This is a genomic window from Lachnoclostridium sp. An118 (assembly GCF_002160985.1).
Lineage (GTDB): Bacteria > Bacillota > Clostridia > Lachnospirales > Lachnospiraceae > Claveliimonas > Claveliimonas stercoravium.
On the sequence record NZ_NFLQ01000003.1, the window covers coordinates 110,140 to 125,301 of the forward strand.

A 15,162-nucleotide genomic window follows, 5' to 3' on the forward strand; every position below is an offset into this window, starting at 1 on the left:
GTTATCGCACCTCCTGTTCGTGGTGTTTGGGTTTCTTTTCGGGGCAGCGCGGCGGCACCGGGCGTTTCAGACCCTCCAGCACCGAGGGGCGGCTGCTCTTGGCAAGCACCGCCTCCGGCGCAGGGCGGCCCCGGCCGTCCATGTTCAGCAGTACATCCAGCTCGGCCAGCCGGGCGGATTTGTCCCGCAGCTCCTGCTCCTGTGGGAAGGGCTTACCCACCTCTGCCTTGGCGGCGGCCTGCTGCTGGTAGAGGTTGTCCAGCTGGTTCTTCACCGCTTCCAGCCGCTGGGGCATCTGACTGAGCGCATTGTCGATACGGGTTAGATTTCCACGGGGGTCTGTGCCCAGCGTCGCCCGGTGGGTCATCTGGCCTTTCAGCAGGAGCATATACTCCTGCCGGAAAGCGTCAAACGACACCGACATAGTGAAGCCCCGGTAACTGCCCACCGGCACCGGGTCGGCCCCTTTGACCTCCTTGCAGGCGTCCAGCAGCGCCGCACCGGCGTTCTCCTTGTCGGTGAGGGTGTCGCCACGGACTTCCATCCCGGCAAAGCCGTCCTCCGGGTGAGGATGAGCGGCCAGGGTCGCCATATCCGCTTCCAGCCCGGCGATAAAGCCCTTGTTTTTCTCGATCTCCTCCGGGAAGGTTTTGAGCAGCTGGTCCTCCAGGCGGTACTGCTTGCTCTGGTGGTCGGCCTTCATCAGCTTTAACCGCGCCACGTCCACATCCAGGTCCATGCGTTCCTTGATGCGCGGGTCCCCGGCGCACAGCGCCTTGATCTCGGCAAAGGACAGCGCGGTTTCGTCCACATCGTCGCAGCTTCGCACCGGCGATTTGGAGGTCATAATCTGGCTGATGAATTTCTGTTTGTTTTCCACCGTCTGCCAGAGGTAGGCGTCAAACGTCCCCTCAGTGACATAGCGGTACACATGGACAGTCTCGTTCTGGTTGCCTTGGCGCTCAATGCGGCCCTTTCGCTGGGCCAGGTCGCCGGGCCGCCACGGGCAGTCCAGGTCATGCAGCGCCACCAGGCGATCCTGCACGTTGGTGCCTGCACCCATCTTGGCCGTGCTGCCCAGCAGGACGCGCACCTGGCCGGTGCGGACCTTGGAGAACAGCTCCTTTTTGCGCACCTCGGTGTTGGCCTCATGGATAAAGGCAATCTGCTCGGCGGGCACACCTTTAGCGATGAGCTTCTGCCGGATGTCCTCGTAGACCGTAAAGGCCGGTTCCGGCTCGTCCAGCGGCACCGCGTCCTCCAAAGCGTGGAGGGTCGGGTTGTCCAGCGCCTTCGCTACCTTTTTGGCAGGCCGGGCCTGGGGCGTGGAGATGTCGCAGAACACCAGCTGGGTCAGCTTGTCGGCCTCGCCGTCCCGCCAAATCTGCATGATATTGTCCACGCATTGATTGACCTTGGTGCCCGGCTCATCCGGCAGCAGCTGGTTGATGATCCGTTGGTCCAGCCCCAGCTTGCGCCCGTCGCTGGTGATCTTGAGCATATTGTCCTGGGACGGGTCCACCGTGCCGCTGTGTACCAGGGAAGCGCGTTCCGAGAGCGCCTTCACCATTTCCTGCTGCTGTTCGGTGGGCTGGGCCACGATGTTGTGATATTCTACCTCCGGGGTGGGAAGATGGAGCTGGTCGGCGGTCTTGATGTCTGCCACCTCTTTGAACAGGTTCATCAGCTCCGGCAGGTTGAAGAACTTGGAGAAGCGGGTCCGCGCCCGGTAGCCGGTCCCTTCCGGGGCAAGCTCCAAAGCGGTCACTGTCTCCCCGAAGCGGCTGGCCCAGCAGTCAAAGTGCGCCATGCCCAGCTCTTGCAGCCGGTCATATTGGAGATACCGCTGCATGGTGTAAAGCTCGGTCATGCTGTTGGAAACCGGCGTGCCGGTGGCAAAAACTACACCGCGCCCGCCTGTGATTTCATCCATGTACCGGCACTTGGCAAACATATCGCTGGATTTCTGCGCGTCCGTAGTGGAAAGGCCCGCCACATTCCGCATTTTTGTATAGAGGAACAGGTTTTTATAATTGTGCGCCTCGTCCACAAAGAGCCGGTCCACGCCCAGCTGTTCAAACGTCACCACATCGTCCTTGCGGTCCTCGGCTTGCAGCTTTTCCAGCCGCGCCTCCAAAGACTTTTTCGTGCGTTCCAGCTGCTTGACGGTGAACCGTTCCCCGCCGCTGGCCTCCACCTCGGCGATACCCTCGGTGATTTCCCAAATCTGCTCATGCAGCAGCCGCTCCTGGCGTTCCTTGCTGATGGGGATTTTCTCGAACTGGGAGTGACCCATGATGATGGCGTCGTAGTCGCCGGTGGCAATACGGGCACAGAACTTCTTGCGGTTGTGCTTCTCGAAGTCCTTTTTGGTTGTCACCAGGATGTTCGCGGACGGGTACAGACGCAGGAACTCCGAAGCCCACTGTTCGGTCAGGTGGTTGGGCACCACGAATAAGCTCTTTTGGCACAGCCCCAGCCGTTTGGCCTCCATCGCGGCCCCTACCATTTCAAACGTCTTGCCCGCGCCCACCTCATGGGCCAACAGCGTGTTGCCGCCGTACAGCACATGGGCGATGGCGTTTTTCTGGTGTTCCCGCAGGGTGATGGCCGGGTTCATGCCGCCAAAAACAATGTGGCTGCCATCATATTCGCGGGGGCGGGTGGCGTTCATTTCCTCATTGTACTGGCGCACCAGCGCCTGCCGACGTTCCGGGTCGCGCCAAATCCAGTCGCGGAAAGCATCCCGGATGGCCTGCTGCTTTTGGGCGGCCAGGGTGGTTTCCTTGGCGTTCAGCACCCGGCGTTCCTTGCCGTCCGCGTCCTCCACGGTGTCGTAGATACGCACATCCCGCAGATTGAGGGAATCTTCGAGGATTTTATAGGCGTTGGCGCGGCTGGTCCCGTAGGTCGAATAGGCGGCCACGTTGTTTTGCCCCACGACATTTTTGCCGGAGATCTGCCATTCCGCCGTAAAGGGGGTGTAGTGGGCTTCAATGCTGCGCTGGAGGTAAAAAGGCGTGTCGAAGGTCTCGTACATGAATTGCTGGATGTACTCCTTGTCGATCCACGTCGCACCCAACCGCACCTCGATCTCGGAAGCGTCCAGGTCTTTGGGCTGGGCAGCGGTCAGGGCCTCCACGTTGACCGCAAAGGCCGGGTCCTGCTCCGCCGCCCGCTGGGCCTGGCGCAGCTTCCGGCGCACGTTGCCGGAGAGGTATTCATCGGCGGTCACATAATGGGGCGTTCCGTCCGGCTCAGTCTGGCCCGGTACACGGAAGATGACACCGCGCAGCTCGTCAGCCAATTCTTCGCCGGTTTTGCCGGTGAGCTGTTCCATGTAGGCCATATCCACGCAGGCTTTTTCAGAAATGGAGACCGCCAGGGCCTCGGAGGCGGTGTCTACGGTGGTGACGGCCTCATGTGGCTTGATCGTGCGTTTGGTGAACATATCTGCCTTGCGCTCCAACCGGCCATCCTCGTCCAGCACCTCCAGGGCACAGAGCAGGTAATAGCTGCTGTCATCGGCAAAGGCCAGCCGGTTCGCCCGGTCATTGATAAGTCCGTACTTGGCGGAAAAATCGTCATAGCGGCGGTTCAGTTCGGCTATCTGCGCCCGGATGTCGGCATCCGGCGCGGCGGCGTCCATCTCCAGGTCGATGAGCCGCTGCACACAATCCCGCAGCCCCACCAGCCCTTTGACGCGGGCCTCGGCGGTGGCGTTCAGGTCGGGGCGCACCATGCGGCTGTTTTCCCGGAAGTACACCGCGCCGTCCACCACCGTGTAGGAGTAGTTCTTCACATTGGGGTCAGCCGGGAGGGATTCGTCGATGTCCTCGCCCTCGCCCAGCTCCGGCAGCGCGGCCTCCTGGTAGGTGCCGCGAATGTACTTCACGGCATCGTGCAGCTGATCGGCCAGCTCCAGCCCCTCGATGGGGGCCACGGTGTAATCCTGTTTGCCGTATTGGGTGCTTTCGGCGGTGGGCCGCCCCAGCACCATCTCCGGGTGATCCAGAAAATACTGGTTGACCGTGAAGCCTTCCTCGGTCCGGCCGGTTTGGGTCCAGTCCGGGGCGATGTCCAGCGGGCGGTCCCGCTTTTGCAGAAACAGGATGTCGGACACCACATCGGTCCCGGCATTGGCGCGGAAAGCGTTGTTGGGCAGGCGGATCGCCCCCAGCAGCTCGGCCCGCTGGGCCAGATACCGGCGCACGGTGGAATCCTTGGCGTCCATTGTGTAGCGGCTGGTGACAAAGGCCACCACGCCGCCGGGGCGCACCTGGTCCAGCGCCTTGGCAAAAAAGTAGTTGTGGATGTTGAAGCCCAGCTTGTTGTAGGCTTTGTCGTTCACCTGGTACTGGCCGAAAGGGACGTTACCGATGGCAAGGTCATAGAAGTCCCGCCGGTCGGTGGTCTCAAAGCCCGCCACGGTGATGTTAGCCTTGGGGTAGAGCTGCTGGGCAATCCGCCCGCTGATGGAATCCAGCTCCACGCCGTACAGCCTGCTCCCGGCCATGCTCTCCGGCAGCATCCCGAAGAAATTACCCACGCCGCAGGACGGTTCCAGAATGTTGCCGGTGCGGAAGCCCATCTGCTCCACGGCCTCATAGATGGCGCGGATGACGGTGGGGCTGGTATAGTGGGCGTTGAGGGTGGAGGCCCGCGCCGCAGCGTATTTCTCTGGGGTCAGCAGTTCTTTCAGTTCCGAATACTCGGCATCCCACGCGGGTTTGTCCGGGTCAAAGGCATCCGCCACGCCGCCCCAGCCCACATAGCGGGACAATACCTCCTGCTGTTCCGGCGTGGCCTGCCCGGTGGTCTCTTCCAGATATTTCAGCAGCTTGATCGCCGCCACATTGGCCTGGTACTTGGCCTTGGGGCCGCCCTCGCCCAGATGGTCGTCGGTGATGCGGAAGTTCTCGGCGTTGCGGCGCAGGTTGTCCCGGTACTCCTGATAGGCCGCCTGTTCGGCTGCCCTCTGGTTGGGGAAAGTCTGCCACTCACCGTTCACCGGGATGGCGACCGGGTGATCCGGCTTTTCCTCCGGCTGCGTGTCCGGCGTCGGTTCAGGCGGCGTGGGTTCCGGCCGGTCAACGTGCAGCCGTTCCACCACCACGTCATAGGGAAGTCCGTTTTTGTCACCGGGGTAGACGGCCACCGTCTCGGAGTGGAACGCCGGTGCCTCAGCAGCTTCTTCAATGGGCTTGGCGGTTTCGGCAGGTTCTTCCACGGCGGCAGGGGCTTCCATATACGGTTCATCCTGCTCCTGCACAAAGCCGTCCAGCTGGCGGGCATATAGCCCGCGCAGCAGCGGTGCAACCTCATCCCAGCGGAAGAACAGCATGGCCAGTCGCTTCTCGTCCGCGTCCAGCACTTCCAGCTCGATGCCTTCGGGTATGGTTCGGTAGTCGGCGGTATCGCCGGTCTCCAGCTCCATCGTCTCGATGATGTCAGGATAGGCCCGGCTCAGCCACAGGGCGACCTCCCGGTTGCTCTTGCCGGTGCGCAGCAGTTCGGAAAGCTCCGCCTTGTTCGGCGCGCCGATCAGGCCGTGGGCCAGCACGTCCCGCAGGTCCTGGTCCGCCGTGTCAGGGTTGACGGGCAGGAACTCGGTGTAGAAGTCGTTGCGGTTGTCTGCCCGCAAAAGCTGCTCGAACCGCTCCCGGCTCTCGACCCGGTAGATGGGATAGCTCATGCCGGTGGGCAGCAGCTGCACCGTATCCTCCCGCAGTTCGGTAATTTGATGGGCGCGGTCATCCAGATAGACGGTATTGCCCACATTGTAAACCGGGGCGGACGGATCGTAGGCGGTGCGCTCCGGGATGGTGCCCCGGATGGCGGCATATTCCTCGTCCGACACCGTGATGTCGATCTCATGGGTGGGTTCGCCGCTGCCAATGGTGAGGGTGTCGCCCTCGCGGGTGACGGGCTGGCCGGATAAGTCCGGCACAGGCGGCTTTGCCGCTGCCTCGGCCTGTTCCTCGGTTGCGACGGCCTCCACATCCCGCATGACCTGCCGGATGAATGGATCACTGTCCAGCTTTTCCGGGTCCACCACCTGGCCGTTCACGATGCCGCGCTCGGCCAGGGCCTCCCGGATGGCGATGGAGTCGATGTTGTCAAATCGGTCCTGCTCCGCCTCGGTGTAGAACCGATCTTCCTTGATGAGCTGGACGATCCGGCGCTGCACCTTGGGCCAGGGCACGTCGCCCGCCGCGCCGTCCACCGTCACAGGCAGGGCCGGGAGATCATCGCCGTACTCCTGCCGCAGCCAGGCGGCGGTATCCTTTTCACGGGCATGGTCCTTCATGTAGCGGACAACCGCGTGCTTACTTTCAATATTGCCGTTCCATTCCTGGATGGCGGCGTCGATCTCCGCCTGGGTCAGCGCCCGGCGCACAGGTTCCGCCTGCGCAGCGGGTTTGGGCATAGAAAAAGCAGAGGGCGTTTTCACACTCTCTGCTTCGTCGATTTTATGGATTTGTTCCGCTTCGGAGAGGAACAGGTTTAAGGTCAGCTGTTGATAAGTTCCGCCAGCAGGATCTCCTCCGCCTGGGCCTTGCAGGTGTTCATCAGGCCCACCCACTGCATGGGGTCGCTGGCTTTCAGCTGCTCCGTCGCGCCCGCTGCCTCCGCCAGCCGGGGCATCATCTGCTCCAGACGGCTGTTCGCGGTCTCGTCGATCTCCCGAAGGTGCGGGTACAGCTTCTCGCTCATCAGCAGCTGGTTGTAGAGGATGGGCCGGTGTTCCTTCAGGTACGCTTTGCGCATCCTGCCGTACTTGCCCAGGGGCTTCTCCGGCTGTTCGGACAGCTTCAGGTCGGGGATCAGGTAATCGCCGTTCCTCGTGTAAGTCAGGTTGTTTTCCATGTGTGGCACTCCTTTCCGCGCCCTTGGCGCGCTCATAGTTCTGGATGGTGACGCCGATCTGCCGCAGTACCTGCTGGTTTATCTGGCTGACCGCCGTGCCCAGCGCCCCCACGGTGGCGGGGGTGTTGAAGTCGAAGATCGCCATGAAATCCTCATGGCTGAAATACTGCTCCGGCTCCAGCCCACAGCGGGACATCAGGGCATAGGTGATGCTGACAGCGGCGGTGGATTTGAACTGGACTTCGATGTTGTACTCATCGTACTCTTCCAAAAAGGAACCGTCAACGATAGGGAGAATATCCCGCCGGTGGTCGGCCCAGTATTCCTCCGCCAGCTTGGCGGCCACATCGGCCAGCTGCTGGGCCAGGTCGCCGCCGCTCACATCATAGTTGCGTTCCAGCATCGCCATGACCGGCGCGGTGTGTTCCTCGTTCATCGTCCACAGCCAGGGGGTGCGGGAGTGTTCACGGGTGCCGGTGTCGGAAATGTCGAATACATACCGCAGTCGGGGCCGGTCCCCGGAATCATCCACCAGGGCGATGCCCTTGGACCCGCGCCGCACATACCGGCCCATGCGGTTGTTCCACAGGTCGTACTCGGCGCAGGCGGTAGCGTCCGGGCGCTGGGCGTAGATCATCAGCTGTTCATGGAACGGATATTTGTAGAGGCGGGCGGCGGTGGTGAGAAAGCCCGCCCACTCCTGCCAGCTGCCGGTGAGCTGCCGCGCCACCTGGTCGGCCATCTGCGCGTATTGTTCTGCTTTGGTTGGCATGGGATTCTGTCCTCCTTCCTGGTCTTATATAAAAGCAGGGCGGCACGGTGGCCGCCCTGCGGGTCAAAACAGTGTGTTATTCATCAAAATCCGGGTACAGCTCCAGCTCGTCAAACTCGGCGTCGGTCATGGCGCGCAGCTTGGCGAGGGTACTGTCGGTCAGGGCCAGCAGCTCGTCCTCGTCCGCCTGCAAGTGGCCGCGCATCTCGGTCAGGGCCTCGATGGCCCCCTGGCGGGTGCCGGGGTTGTAGATGCACAGCAGGTTGGTTTCCTCAAAAGTCAAAGCGTTCATATCAGATCTCCCTTTCCGCGCTCTTTTTGGGCGCTGTCTTTTTATGTTCGGGTTTGGGCTGGCTTTTCAGCTGCTCCACAACGGACTTCCGTTTTTCCGGCAACTCCCGTTGGGGCGGCTGCCGCTGGCCGTTGTTGAGAATGCCGTCGATCATGCCGTAGTCATCCTCCACGGCCATTTCCGCATTTTTCAGCGGGTTGTCCGGCAGGAAGCCGGGAACCTCGGCAAAGCCGAAGCTGTCGCAGTAGTGACAGGATACCTTGCCGTCCCGCTTGATGGCAACGATGTCGCTGACGCTCATGGACGGGTGACGGTAGTCGGCGGGGTGTTCATTGTTGAAGCGGTAAAAAAGCTGTTCGGCAGTATCGCCCTTCAAATCGGAGGGCAGCAGCGGCGCGGTGTAGACTAGATCGTAGTTGTCCCGCTGCGCCGTCTGCCCGATGGACTTGAGCCATTCCAGCCCCTCATAGCGGATGTCCCGCAACTCGTCGGTGTGCTTCACCTGATAAATAGCGAAGCAGTCGCCCTTGTGATCGAGGAACGCCTGCTCCCGTTCCTGCTGGTGGTCCATGCGCTCCTTGACCTGAGCATCGAAAGCCGGGCTTTCCTCCCATTCCTCGCGGGTGACGGCGAAGATCCCGTCGTAGGCGTCCAGGTCGGTGGTATCAAAAGCCATCGCCGGATTCTCACCCTGCTGGACGATATAAACGGTCAGGTCGCGCTCCATCAGCTCATAGGCCCGCTCTTTGGAGAGGGGCAGAAGGTCCCCGTCCAGATAGCCGCTCTTTTCCAAATCGTCCTGGGTCAGCGTGGGGTCCGGCATGGGGTACTCGTCCAGGTGCTGCTCCGGGGCGTCCGGCAGCATGGTAGTTTCCGGGGCGGCGGCCTGGGCCGCTGCCTGCATCTGCTGGACAGCCGCCTCCTGCAAAGTTTCGATCATGGACAGCGGCGCATACTGAATGGATTGGCCGCCCATGTCGTGCATCTCGCAGATTTTCAGCGCGGCGGTGGACAGGGGCAGCTCCGGGGCGTCCAGCTGGCCGCCGTCCAATGCCCGCATTGTGCCCTTGTCGTAGATAGTGTAGTCATAACCGCCGTCACAGGGCTGGACGTGGAGGTACAGCCGTCCGTCCAACTCATAGAGCTTTTCCGCCTGCGCCTGGGCCTTGACCTGCTCAGCCGTCATACTGCCATCTTGAAGGGCGTTGTGCAGTTTTACACACTCGTCATAGGTTCCCGCATAAAGTACCTCTCCGGGGATAAGGGATAAATCATCCGCAACGGTATATTCCTGGATATAGGTACTGTCTGCCGGTGAGGTACGCTCAAAATTGCTGTGGAGCTTGTAAGCATGGCGGGCGGGAGCCTGCATGGGGACCTCCGCCTCCGATGCGGCTTCCTGCTGCGGCACTGTCTGTTCCGACTGGGCGGCCAGGTCAATACCGCGCTCCTTGCAGATAACCTTATAGTGCCGGTCAATGTCCGCGATCAGTTCCCCGGCCGCCTTGTTGATGGTCTCCAGACTGGCCCGCAGCTCCGGTAGCTCCTTACCCTGGCTCCAGTTGGCGATGTAGCCGAAGCTGTTCTCGCCGGTCTGGATACCGTAATACTGGCAGACGGCATAGGAAATGCTCTCGGCCTCCACCTCCTCGGTGTTGCGGTCTTTCTTCTTGGGCGGCTCCTTATCACCGGCCCTGGCCGCTTCCTCCTGGGCCTTGGCGTAGTTGTGCAGCTTGCTGTGGGCGATCTCATGGACGGCGGCGGAAACGGTCTGCACCTCGCTCATGCCTGCCCGGATGGCGATGCGCTGCTGGTCCGGCGAGAAATACCCGTCCATGTTGGCGGCCATCGGCTCCACGGAGAGCGGCACCGGCGCGGACCGGCGCAGGGCCTCCATGAAAGCCTCGTAGTTCTGGACATTCCCGGACAGGGAGGACGCCAGCTCCGGCAGGGGCTTGCCGTCCGTCTGGCTCACATCAAACACCTTCACCGGGCGGAACATGGGGATCTCAACTTCCCGTTCCTCCATGACCGCCTTGCCCTCTGCATCCAGGATGGGGGCTTTGGTGTCCGGGTCCAACTTCTGTTCCTCGATCTTTTTCTTGAACGGCGTTGGCGCGATGATGGTAATACCATGCTCACCCTTTTTCACATGGCGCTCAAACTGATTTTTCCACTTGTTATATCCGGCTACCAGCGTGGCGTCCGGCTTCTGCATATAGATGAGCATGGTGTTGTTGACGGAATAGCGGTGGAACCGGGACATCACAGACAGGTAGCGCATATACTTTTCGCTCTCGAACAGCTCCTTGATGCCCTGTTCAATGCCCGCCGTGATTTGCTGCAACCGTTCCCGGTTGGTGGGTTTGTCAGCCATGATGTTCACTCTCCCTTCTATGGCCGAAATTTCAGCGGTGTGTTCTGCGATCCACTGGTCCTGTTCCTCGGTGCTGCTGTCGAGAAAGGTGTCCAGCAGATAGCCCATGTAGTCTTTTTTTTGGACGGCCTCCAAAAAGCGCGGGTGCGGGTCCTCGTCCGCCGTCTTGGGGGAATAGTCGGCCTCCCATTTTCGGAGCAAGTGATAGTAGTCCGTCAGGACGCGCCAGCCGTGTTCTCGTTTTTCTTTCCGCACCTGCGCCTCGGTTTTCTGCCGGACATAACTTCGCCGGATCGGGGCCTTGCTGTCATAAGAAAGGCCAAAATCCTGGGCCAGCTTTTCAGCGGCCCCCTTGGGGGACAGGTCATAGAGCCGGGCGGTGAAGTCGATCACATCGCCGTCTGCGCCGCAGCCAAAACAGTGGAAACGGGTGTCCACCTTCATGCTGGGGTGGCGGTCATCGTGGAAGGGGCAGCAGGCCATACCGCCGCGCCCCACTGCGATGCCGTAAAGCTCCGCCGCCTCTCTGGCGGTGACGGACTGTTTTACGACTTCAAAGACGCTCTCGCCCATGCTTACTTGCCGCCCGCTTTCGTGACGGGTGGTTTGTACCCGGCGGCCTTGGCCCGTTCGCTGGCGGCCTTGCGGCGCTCGGCGCTGTACGGCTCCCGCACCGATACGCAGCGTTTGGGCACCGTAAAGGTCTGACGGTCCTTTTTCACGATCTGGTCCGGGTATTTTTCCGCCAGCCGCCGCAGCTTTTCCAGCAGGCGCGGGTCGTGGGAATAGACCTCGGCGGTGGCCTCGGCCTGGTTGTAGAGGATAATCGTTTCCTGTTCATACAAACTCAGTTTCATTTGCCGCCGCCTTTCTGCCGGTCAAATTCCAGCTTGAAGTTGACGTACTGGCCGGTATCTTCCAGCACCACGGTGGCGTCGTAGGTCTTGCCGCTTTTCTCGGAGTACAGCCCGGTCACATGGGCGCGGCCATCTTTCAGCAGCGCCGCCACAATGGCCTTGGTGGGTTGTTTGCGCTTCGCTGCCCACCAGTTGTTGTTCTTCCAGATCGCAAATTTGCAAGATTGGTCCTGACAGAAGAAGCCTTTTTGCATTTCTGCAATTTCACCGCCGCAGCGGGGGCATTTGCCCACCACCTCGCGGGGCGGGGCAAACAGGTACTCGCTGCCCTTGATGACCTGATAAGTTCCCACCAGCTCCTTCAGCATGGCGGTGATCTCAGCCATGAAGTCCTCCGGGGCCAGCTCGCCGCGCTCGATCTCGCCCAGCCGGTACTCCCACTCAGCGGTCAGCAGCGGGGATTGCAGTTGCTCCGGCAGGACGGTAATCAGGGAAATGGCATCGTGGGACGGCAAAAGCTGCACGGTTTTCTTGCTCTTTTTGCGTTCCAGGAAGCCGGTGGACACCAATTTCTCTAAAATTCCGGCGCGGGTGGCGGGGGTGCCCAGCCCCTTGCGCTCGGCGTCCTCCGGCATATCGTCTTTTCCGGCAGTCTCCATCGCAGAGAGTAAGGTATCCTCAGTGAAGTGCTTGGGCGGGGTGGTCTTGCCCTCCTTGACGGCGGCACCGGCAACCGGCAGCGCCTGGCCCTCGGTTAGTTCCGGCAGGGCCTTGTCCTCGGAATTGCCGTCCGGTTCCACATTTTTCATGCTGGCCCGGTAGGCGGCGTCCAGCGCCCGCCAGCCGGGCTGCTTCACCGTGCGGCCTTTGGCGGTAAACTCCGCACCAGCGCAGTCCACAACAACGGCGGTTTCTGCAAAGTTATAGGGCGGGGCCACCGCGCACAGCAGCCGCAGCGCCACCAGCTCCAGAATGGCCCGTTCACCCACCGGCAGAGCGGACAGATCCGCCTCGCGGATGTTCCGGGTGGGGATCACCGCATGGTGGTCGGTCACTTTCTTGTCGTGGATGACCGCCGCCGCATCGCAGGAAATGGCGATGCCTTTGCGAAACGGCATGGCGTTGGCGACCAAATTCACCAGCACCGGCAGGCCCTCGGCCATGTCGGAGGTCAGGTAGCGGCTGTCCGTCCGGGGATAGGTGCAGAGCTTCTTTTCATAGAGGTTTTGCAGGTAGTCCAGTGTCTGCTGCGCCGTGAACCCCAGCAGGCGGTTGGCGTCCCGCTGGAGAGTGGTGAGGTCATAGAGGGCGGGCGGCTTCTCGGATTTGTCCCTGCGCTCCACCTGCTTGACCGTCACCGTACCGCCCTGGCAGGCAGTTTTCAGCTGTTCGGCATCGGCTTTTTTGTCCATGCGGGCGCTGGCAGCGGTAAAACCGGGCAGGTCCAGAGCCACAGAATAGAACGGCACCGGCTTGAAGGCGTCGATCTCTGCCTCCCGCTGGACGATGAGGGCCAGCGTCGGGGACATGACCCGCCCGATATTGAGGGTGCGGTGGTACAGCACCGAGAACAGTCGGGTGGCGTTGATACCCACCAGCCAGTCGGCCTTGGCCCGGCAGAGGGCCGCCTGGTGCAGCCCGTCATAGTCCGCGCCGGGGCGCAGGTTGGCAAAGCCCTCCCGGATGGCGGAATCCTCCATGCTGGAAATCCACAGCCGTTTCATGGGCTTCTGGCAGCCCGCCAGGCAGTAGACCGTGCGGAAAATCAGCTCGCCCTCGCGCCCGGCGTCGCAGGCGTTGACTACCTCGGTCACGTCCTCCCGCCGCAGCAGGGTGCGCAGCACATCGAACTGATCCCGCTTGTCTTTGGCGATGGTGAAGCGCCAGGACTCCGGCAAAATGGGCAGGTCATCATAGCGCCACTTGGCGTAGTCGGGGTTGTAGGTGGCGGCGTCCGCCAGCCCGGCCAGGTGCCCCAGGCACCAGCTCACCAGCCAGCCGCCGCCCTCCAGGTAGCCGTCTTTGCGGGTAGCAGCGCCCAGCACGGCGGCCAGGGATTTTGCCACAGAGGGCTTCTCAGCGATCACCAATCGCATCTTCCTCTACCTCCATTTCTTCGTTGGATTTTTTCAGTTTTCTGGAAACGCTGTTGCCATCGTCCAGAAGGCAGTCATAACCGACGTTGTAATCATAGCGGTACAGCTTTCCCAGCAGGTCGTTGATGATGACACGGCAGGCCAGCAGCACCCGCGTCTTATCCACCTGCATGAGCTGGTAACGGCGGTAATCGCTGAAATATTCCTCGCGCAGATGTGTCCGGGCGGCGGTTTCCTCCATCAGAATGTCGATCACGTCCTTGTCGCCGTCCTCTTTCGCGCCCTCGGCATAGTTCAGCATCTCCATCACCATCGGGAAGCTCTGCTCATCCTTCGGGGCTTCCTCTTTGAGATAGCCGATCAAGGCGCAGAACAGGAACCGGGCCGCTGTCTGCTCCGGCTCGGTCAGAGCGGAAAGGGTTTCCTGCCCGCTGGGCAGAAGTTTGTTGCAGACAAAATCGTGGACCTCGCCGCGGAACAAGTGGCGGATGGCGTCGATGGACAGCGCCGGTTTGGAGGTGTCTGTATCGTCCTCCACTTTGTAGATTTCAAATTCTTCTTCGTCTGTCTTTTTGCGCACCTTGGCGAGCGCCGTGCAAACGATGTCGCCGCCAAAGTAGACGCCGAAGCAGATCAGGTCGAACACAATGAGAAATTGGATAAAATAATTCATTTTGCTTTTCTCCTTTCGCGCAGCCACGCAGTCAGTTCTTTGTGGCAGAAGCCCACGCAGGGCTGGCCGGGGCGGTAGGTTCCGCAGCCATAGCAGGGGGGGCCGGGAGATAAAGAGGGAGGACGGGAAGCTGCCTTCCCGCCCTCCGGCCTGCGCGTCATCATGGGTTCATAAGGGCTGTCGGTGAACCGGGTCATTTGGCCGGGTTCTCGCTTTCCTCATCGCCGCCCCCGCCGGCGTCCTCCGGCTCGTCAGATTCCTCGGTCTCCCAAGGGTCCTCGTCCTCCTGTTCGGTATCGTCCTCGCCGTAGTCGTAATCATCCAGGTTGTCGCTGCCCTTGGTCTTGGGCTTCTGCTTGATGAATTTGAAGTAGACCAGCGCACCGATGCCGCCCAGCACAGCCAGCACCACCAGCAGCATCGCCGGGTTCAGCCCTGCCGGTTCCTGTTCCGGCTCCGGCTCTGTTTCCGGGTCAGGGGTGGGTTCCGGCTCCTGGCCCGTACACTCTGCCATATTCACGGCGCACACCGGGCAGGCCGTATTCACCGCACCGGCGGCGCACTTTTCCGTGCAGTTGCAGACGGCGGGCGTTTCCTCCGCCGTCTCGCCGTCCTCCATCAGCGCCTCCAGGTCGGCCTCGTCCACCTGGTTCAAGAAGTGGACGGCGGTCTCCTTGTCCTCGTTGGCGCGGTCAATGAGGATGTAAAAATAGTTACCCGCCTTGGTGGTGACGGTGATGAGCTGCTTGTTGCCGCCAAAGTCATCCACCAGGGCGGCGTTGCCCTCCGGGGTCAGGGCGGGGCTGTCCTCGGTTTCCTCCACCACCACGTTGCTGTCGTTGGTGGCGTCCGCCGCCGGTGTGGCCGTGGGCGCAGGGTCAGTGCCCTGGGCAAAGGCGGTCACAGAGAAGCCGCCCATCAGCATCAGGCAGGTGCAAAGGGCGGCAAAGGTTCTGAAAATCTTTTTATTCTTCATGGGTCATTTCCTCCTGTTCGGGATTGGCAGAACCCACCGCCCGGCCGGGCACCATGCCGCCAGACAGCATGGCGGACAGCTGGGCCGGGGTCATACGCAGGGCGCGGACCATCTGGACGATCTCCAGGTTCTCCGCCTCGGTTTTCTGCGCTTCCAGGTCTTTCAGCTTTTCCTGCTGTTCCGCGATCTTCTCGCGGGTTTTGGCGATCTCCTGGTCGATGCGCTCGATTTTGTTTTTAGCCATAGTCA

General features: G+C 61.4%; 8 protein-coding genes. All 8 read right to left on the minus strand.

Annotated elements, in window-relative coordinates:
* Window position 1: 1 nt before the first annotated feature.
* Entirely contained in the window at window positions 2–7,642 is a 7,641-nt protein-coding gene (locus B5E62_RS03540) for an SNF2-related protein (protein ID WP_087173336.1), read from the minus strand.
* A 76-nt stretch (window positions 7,643–7,718) separates the two neighbouring features.
* A complete protein-coding gene (locus B5E62_RS03545) occupies window positions 7,719–7,934 on the minus strand; it encodes a transposon-transfer assisting family protein (RefSeq protein ID WP_002576339.1) in 216 nt (71 codons plus the stop codon).
* Window position 7,935: 1 nt separating this feature from the next.
* Complete coding sequence (locus B5E62_RS03550) at window positions 7,936–10,884, minus strand: LPD16 domain-containing protein (RefSeq protein WP_002576340.1); 2,949 nt, start codon at window positions 10,882–10,884, stop codon at window positions 7,936–7,938.
* A gap of 2 nt (window positions 10,885–10,886) precedes the next feature.
* The gene (locus B5E62_RS03555) at window positions 10,887–11,168 is read right to left on the minus strand and encodes a hypothetical protein (RefSeq protein WP_002576341.1); all 282 of its coding nucleotides are present in this window, start codon (window positions 11,166–11,168) and stop codon (window positions 10,887–10,889) included.
* Window positions 11,165–13,264 carry a type IA DNA topoisomerase gene (locus tag B5E62_RS03560; RefSeq protein WP_002576342.1) on the minus strand — a complete coding sequence of 700 codons (2,100 nt, stop codon included), beginning with the start codon at window positions 13,262–13,264 and terminating at the stop codon, window positions 11,165–11,167. The genes B5E62_RS03555 and B5E62_RS03560 overlap by 4 nt, the downstream gene beginning before the upstream one ends.
* Window positions 13,245–13,937: a hypothetical protein gene (locus B5E62_RS03565; RefSeq protein ID WP_002576343.1), complete on the minus strand. Its 693-nt coding sequence runs from the start codon at window positions 13,935–13,937 to the stop codon at window positions 13,245–13,247. The genes B5E62_RS03560 and B5E62_RS03565 overlap by 20 nt, the downstream gene beginning before the upstream one ends.
* A gap of 193 nt (window positions 13,938–14,130) precedes the next feature.
* A complete protein-coding gene (locus tag B5E62_RS03575; RefSeq protein ID WP_002576344.1) occupies window positions 14,131–14,913 on the minus strand; it encodes a DUF4366 domain-containing protein in 783 nt (260 codons plus the stop codon).
* Entirely contained in the window at window positions 14,903–15,157 is a 255-nt protein-coding gene (locus B5E62_RS03580) for a DUF4315 family protein (RefSeq protein WP_002576345.1), read from the minus strand. The genes B5E62_RS03575 and B5E62_RS03580 overlap by 11 nt, the downstream gene beginning before the upstream one ends.
* Window positions 15,158–15,162 lie beyond the last annotated feature (5 nt).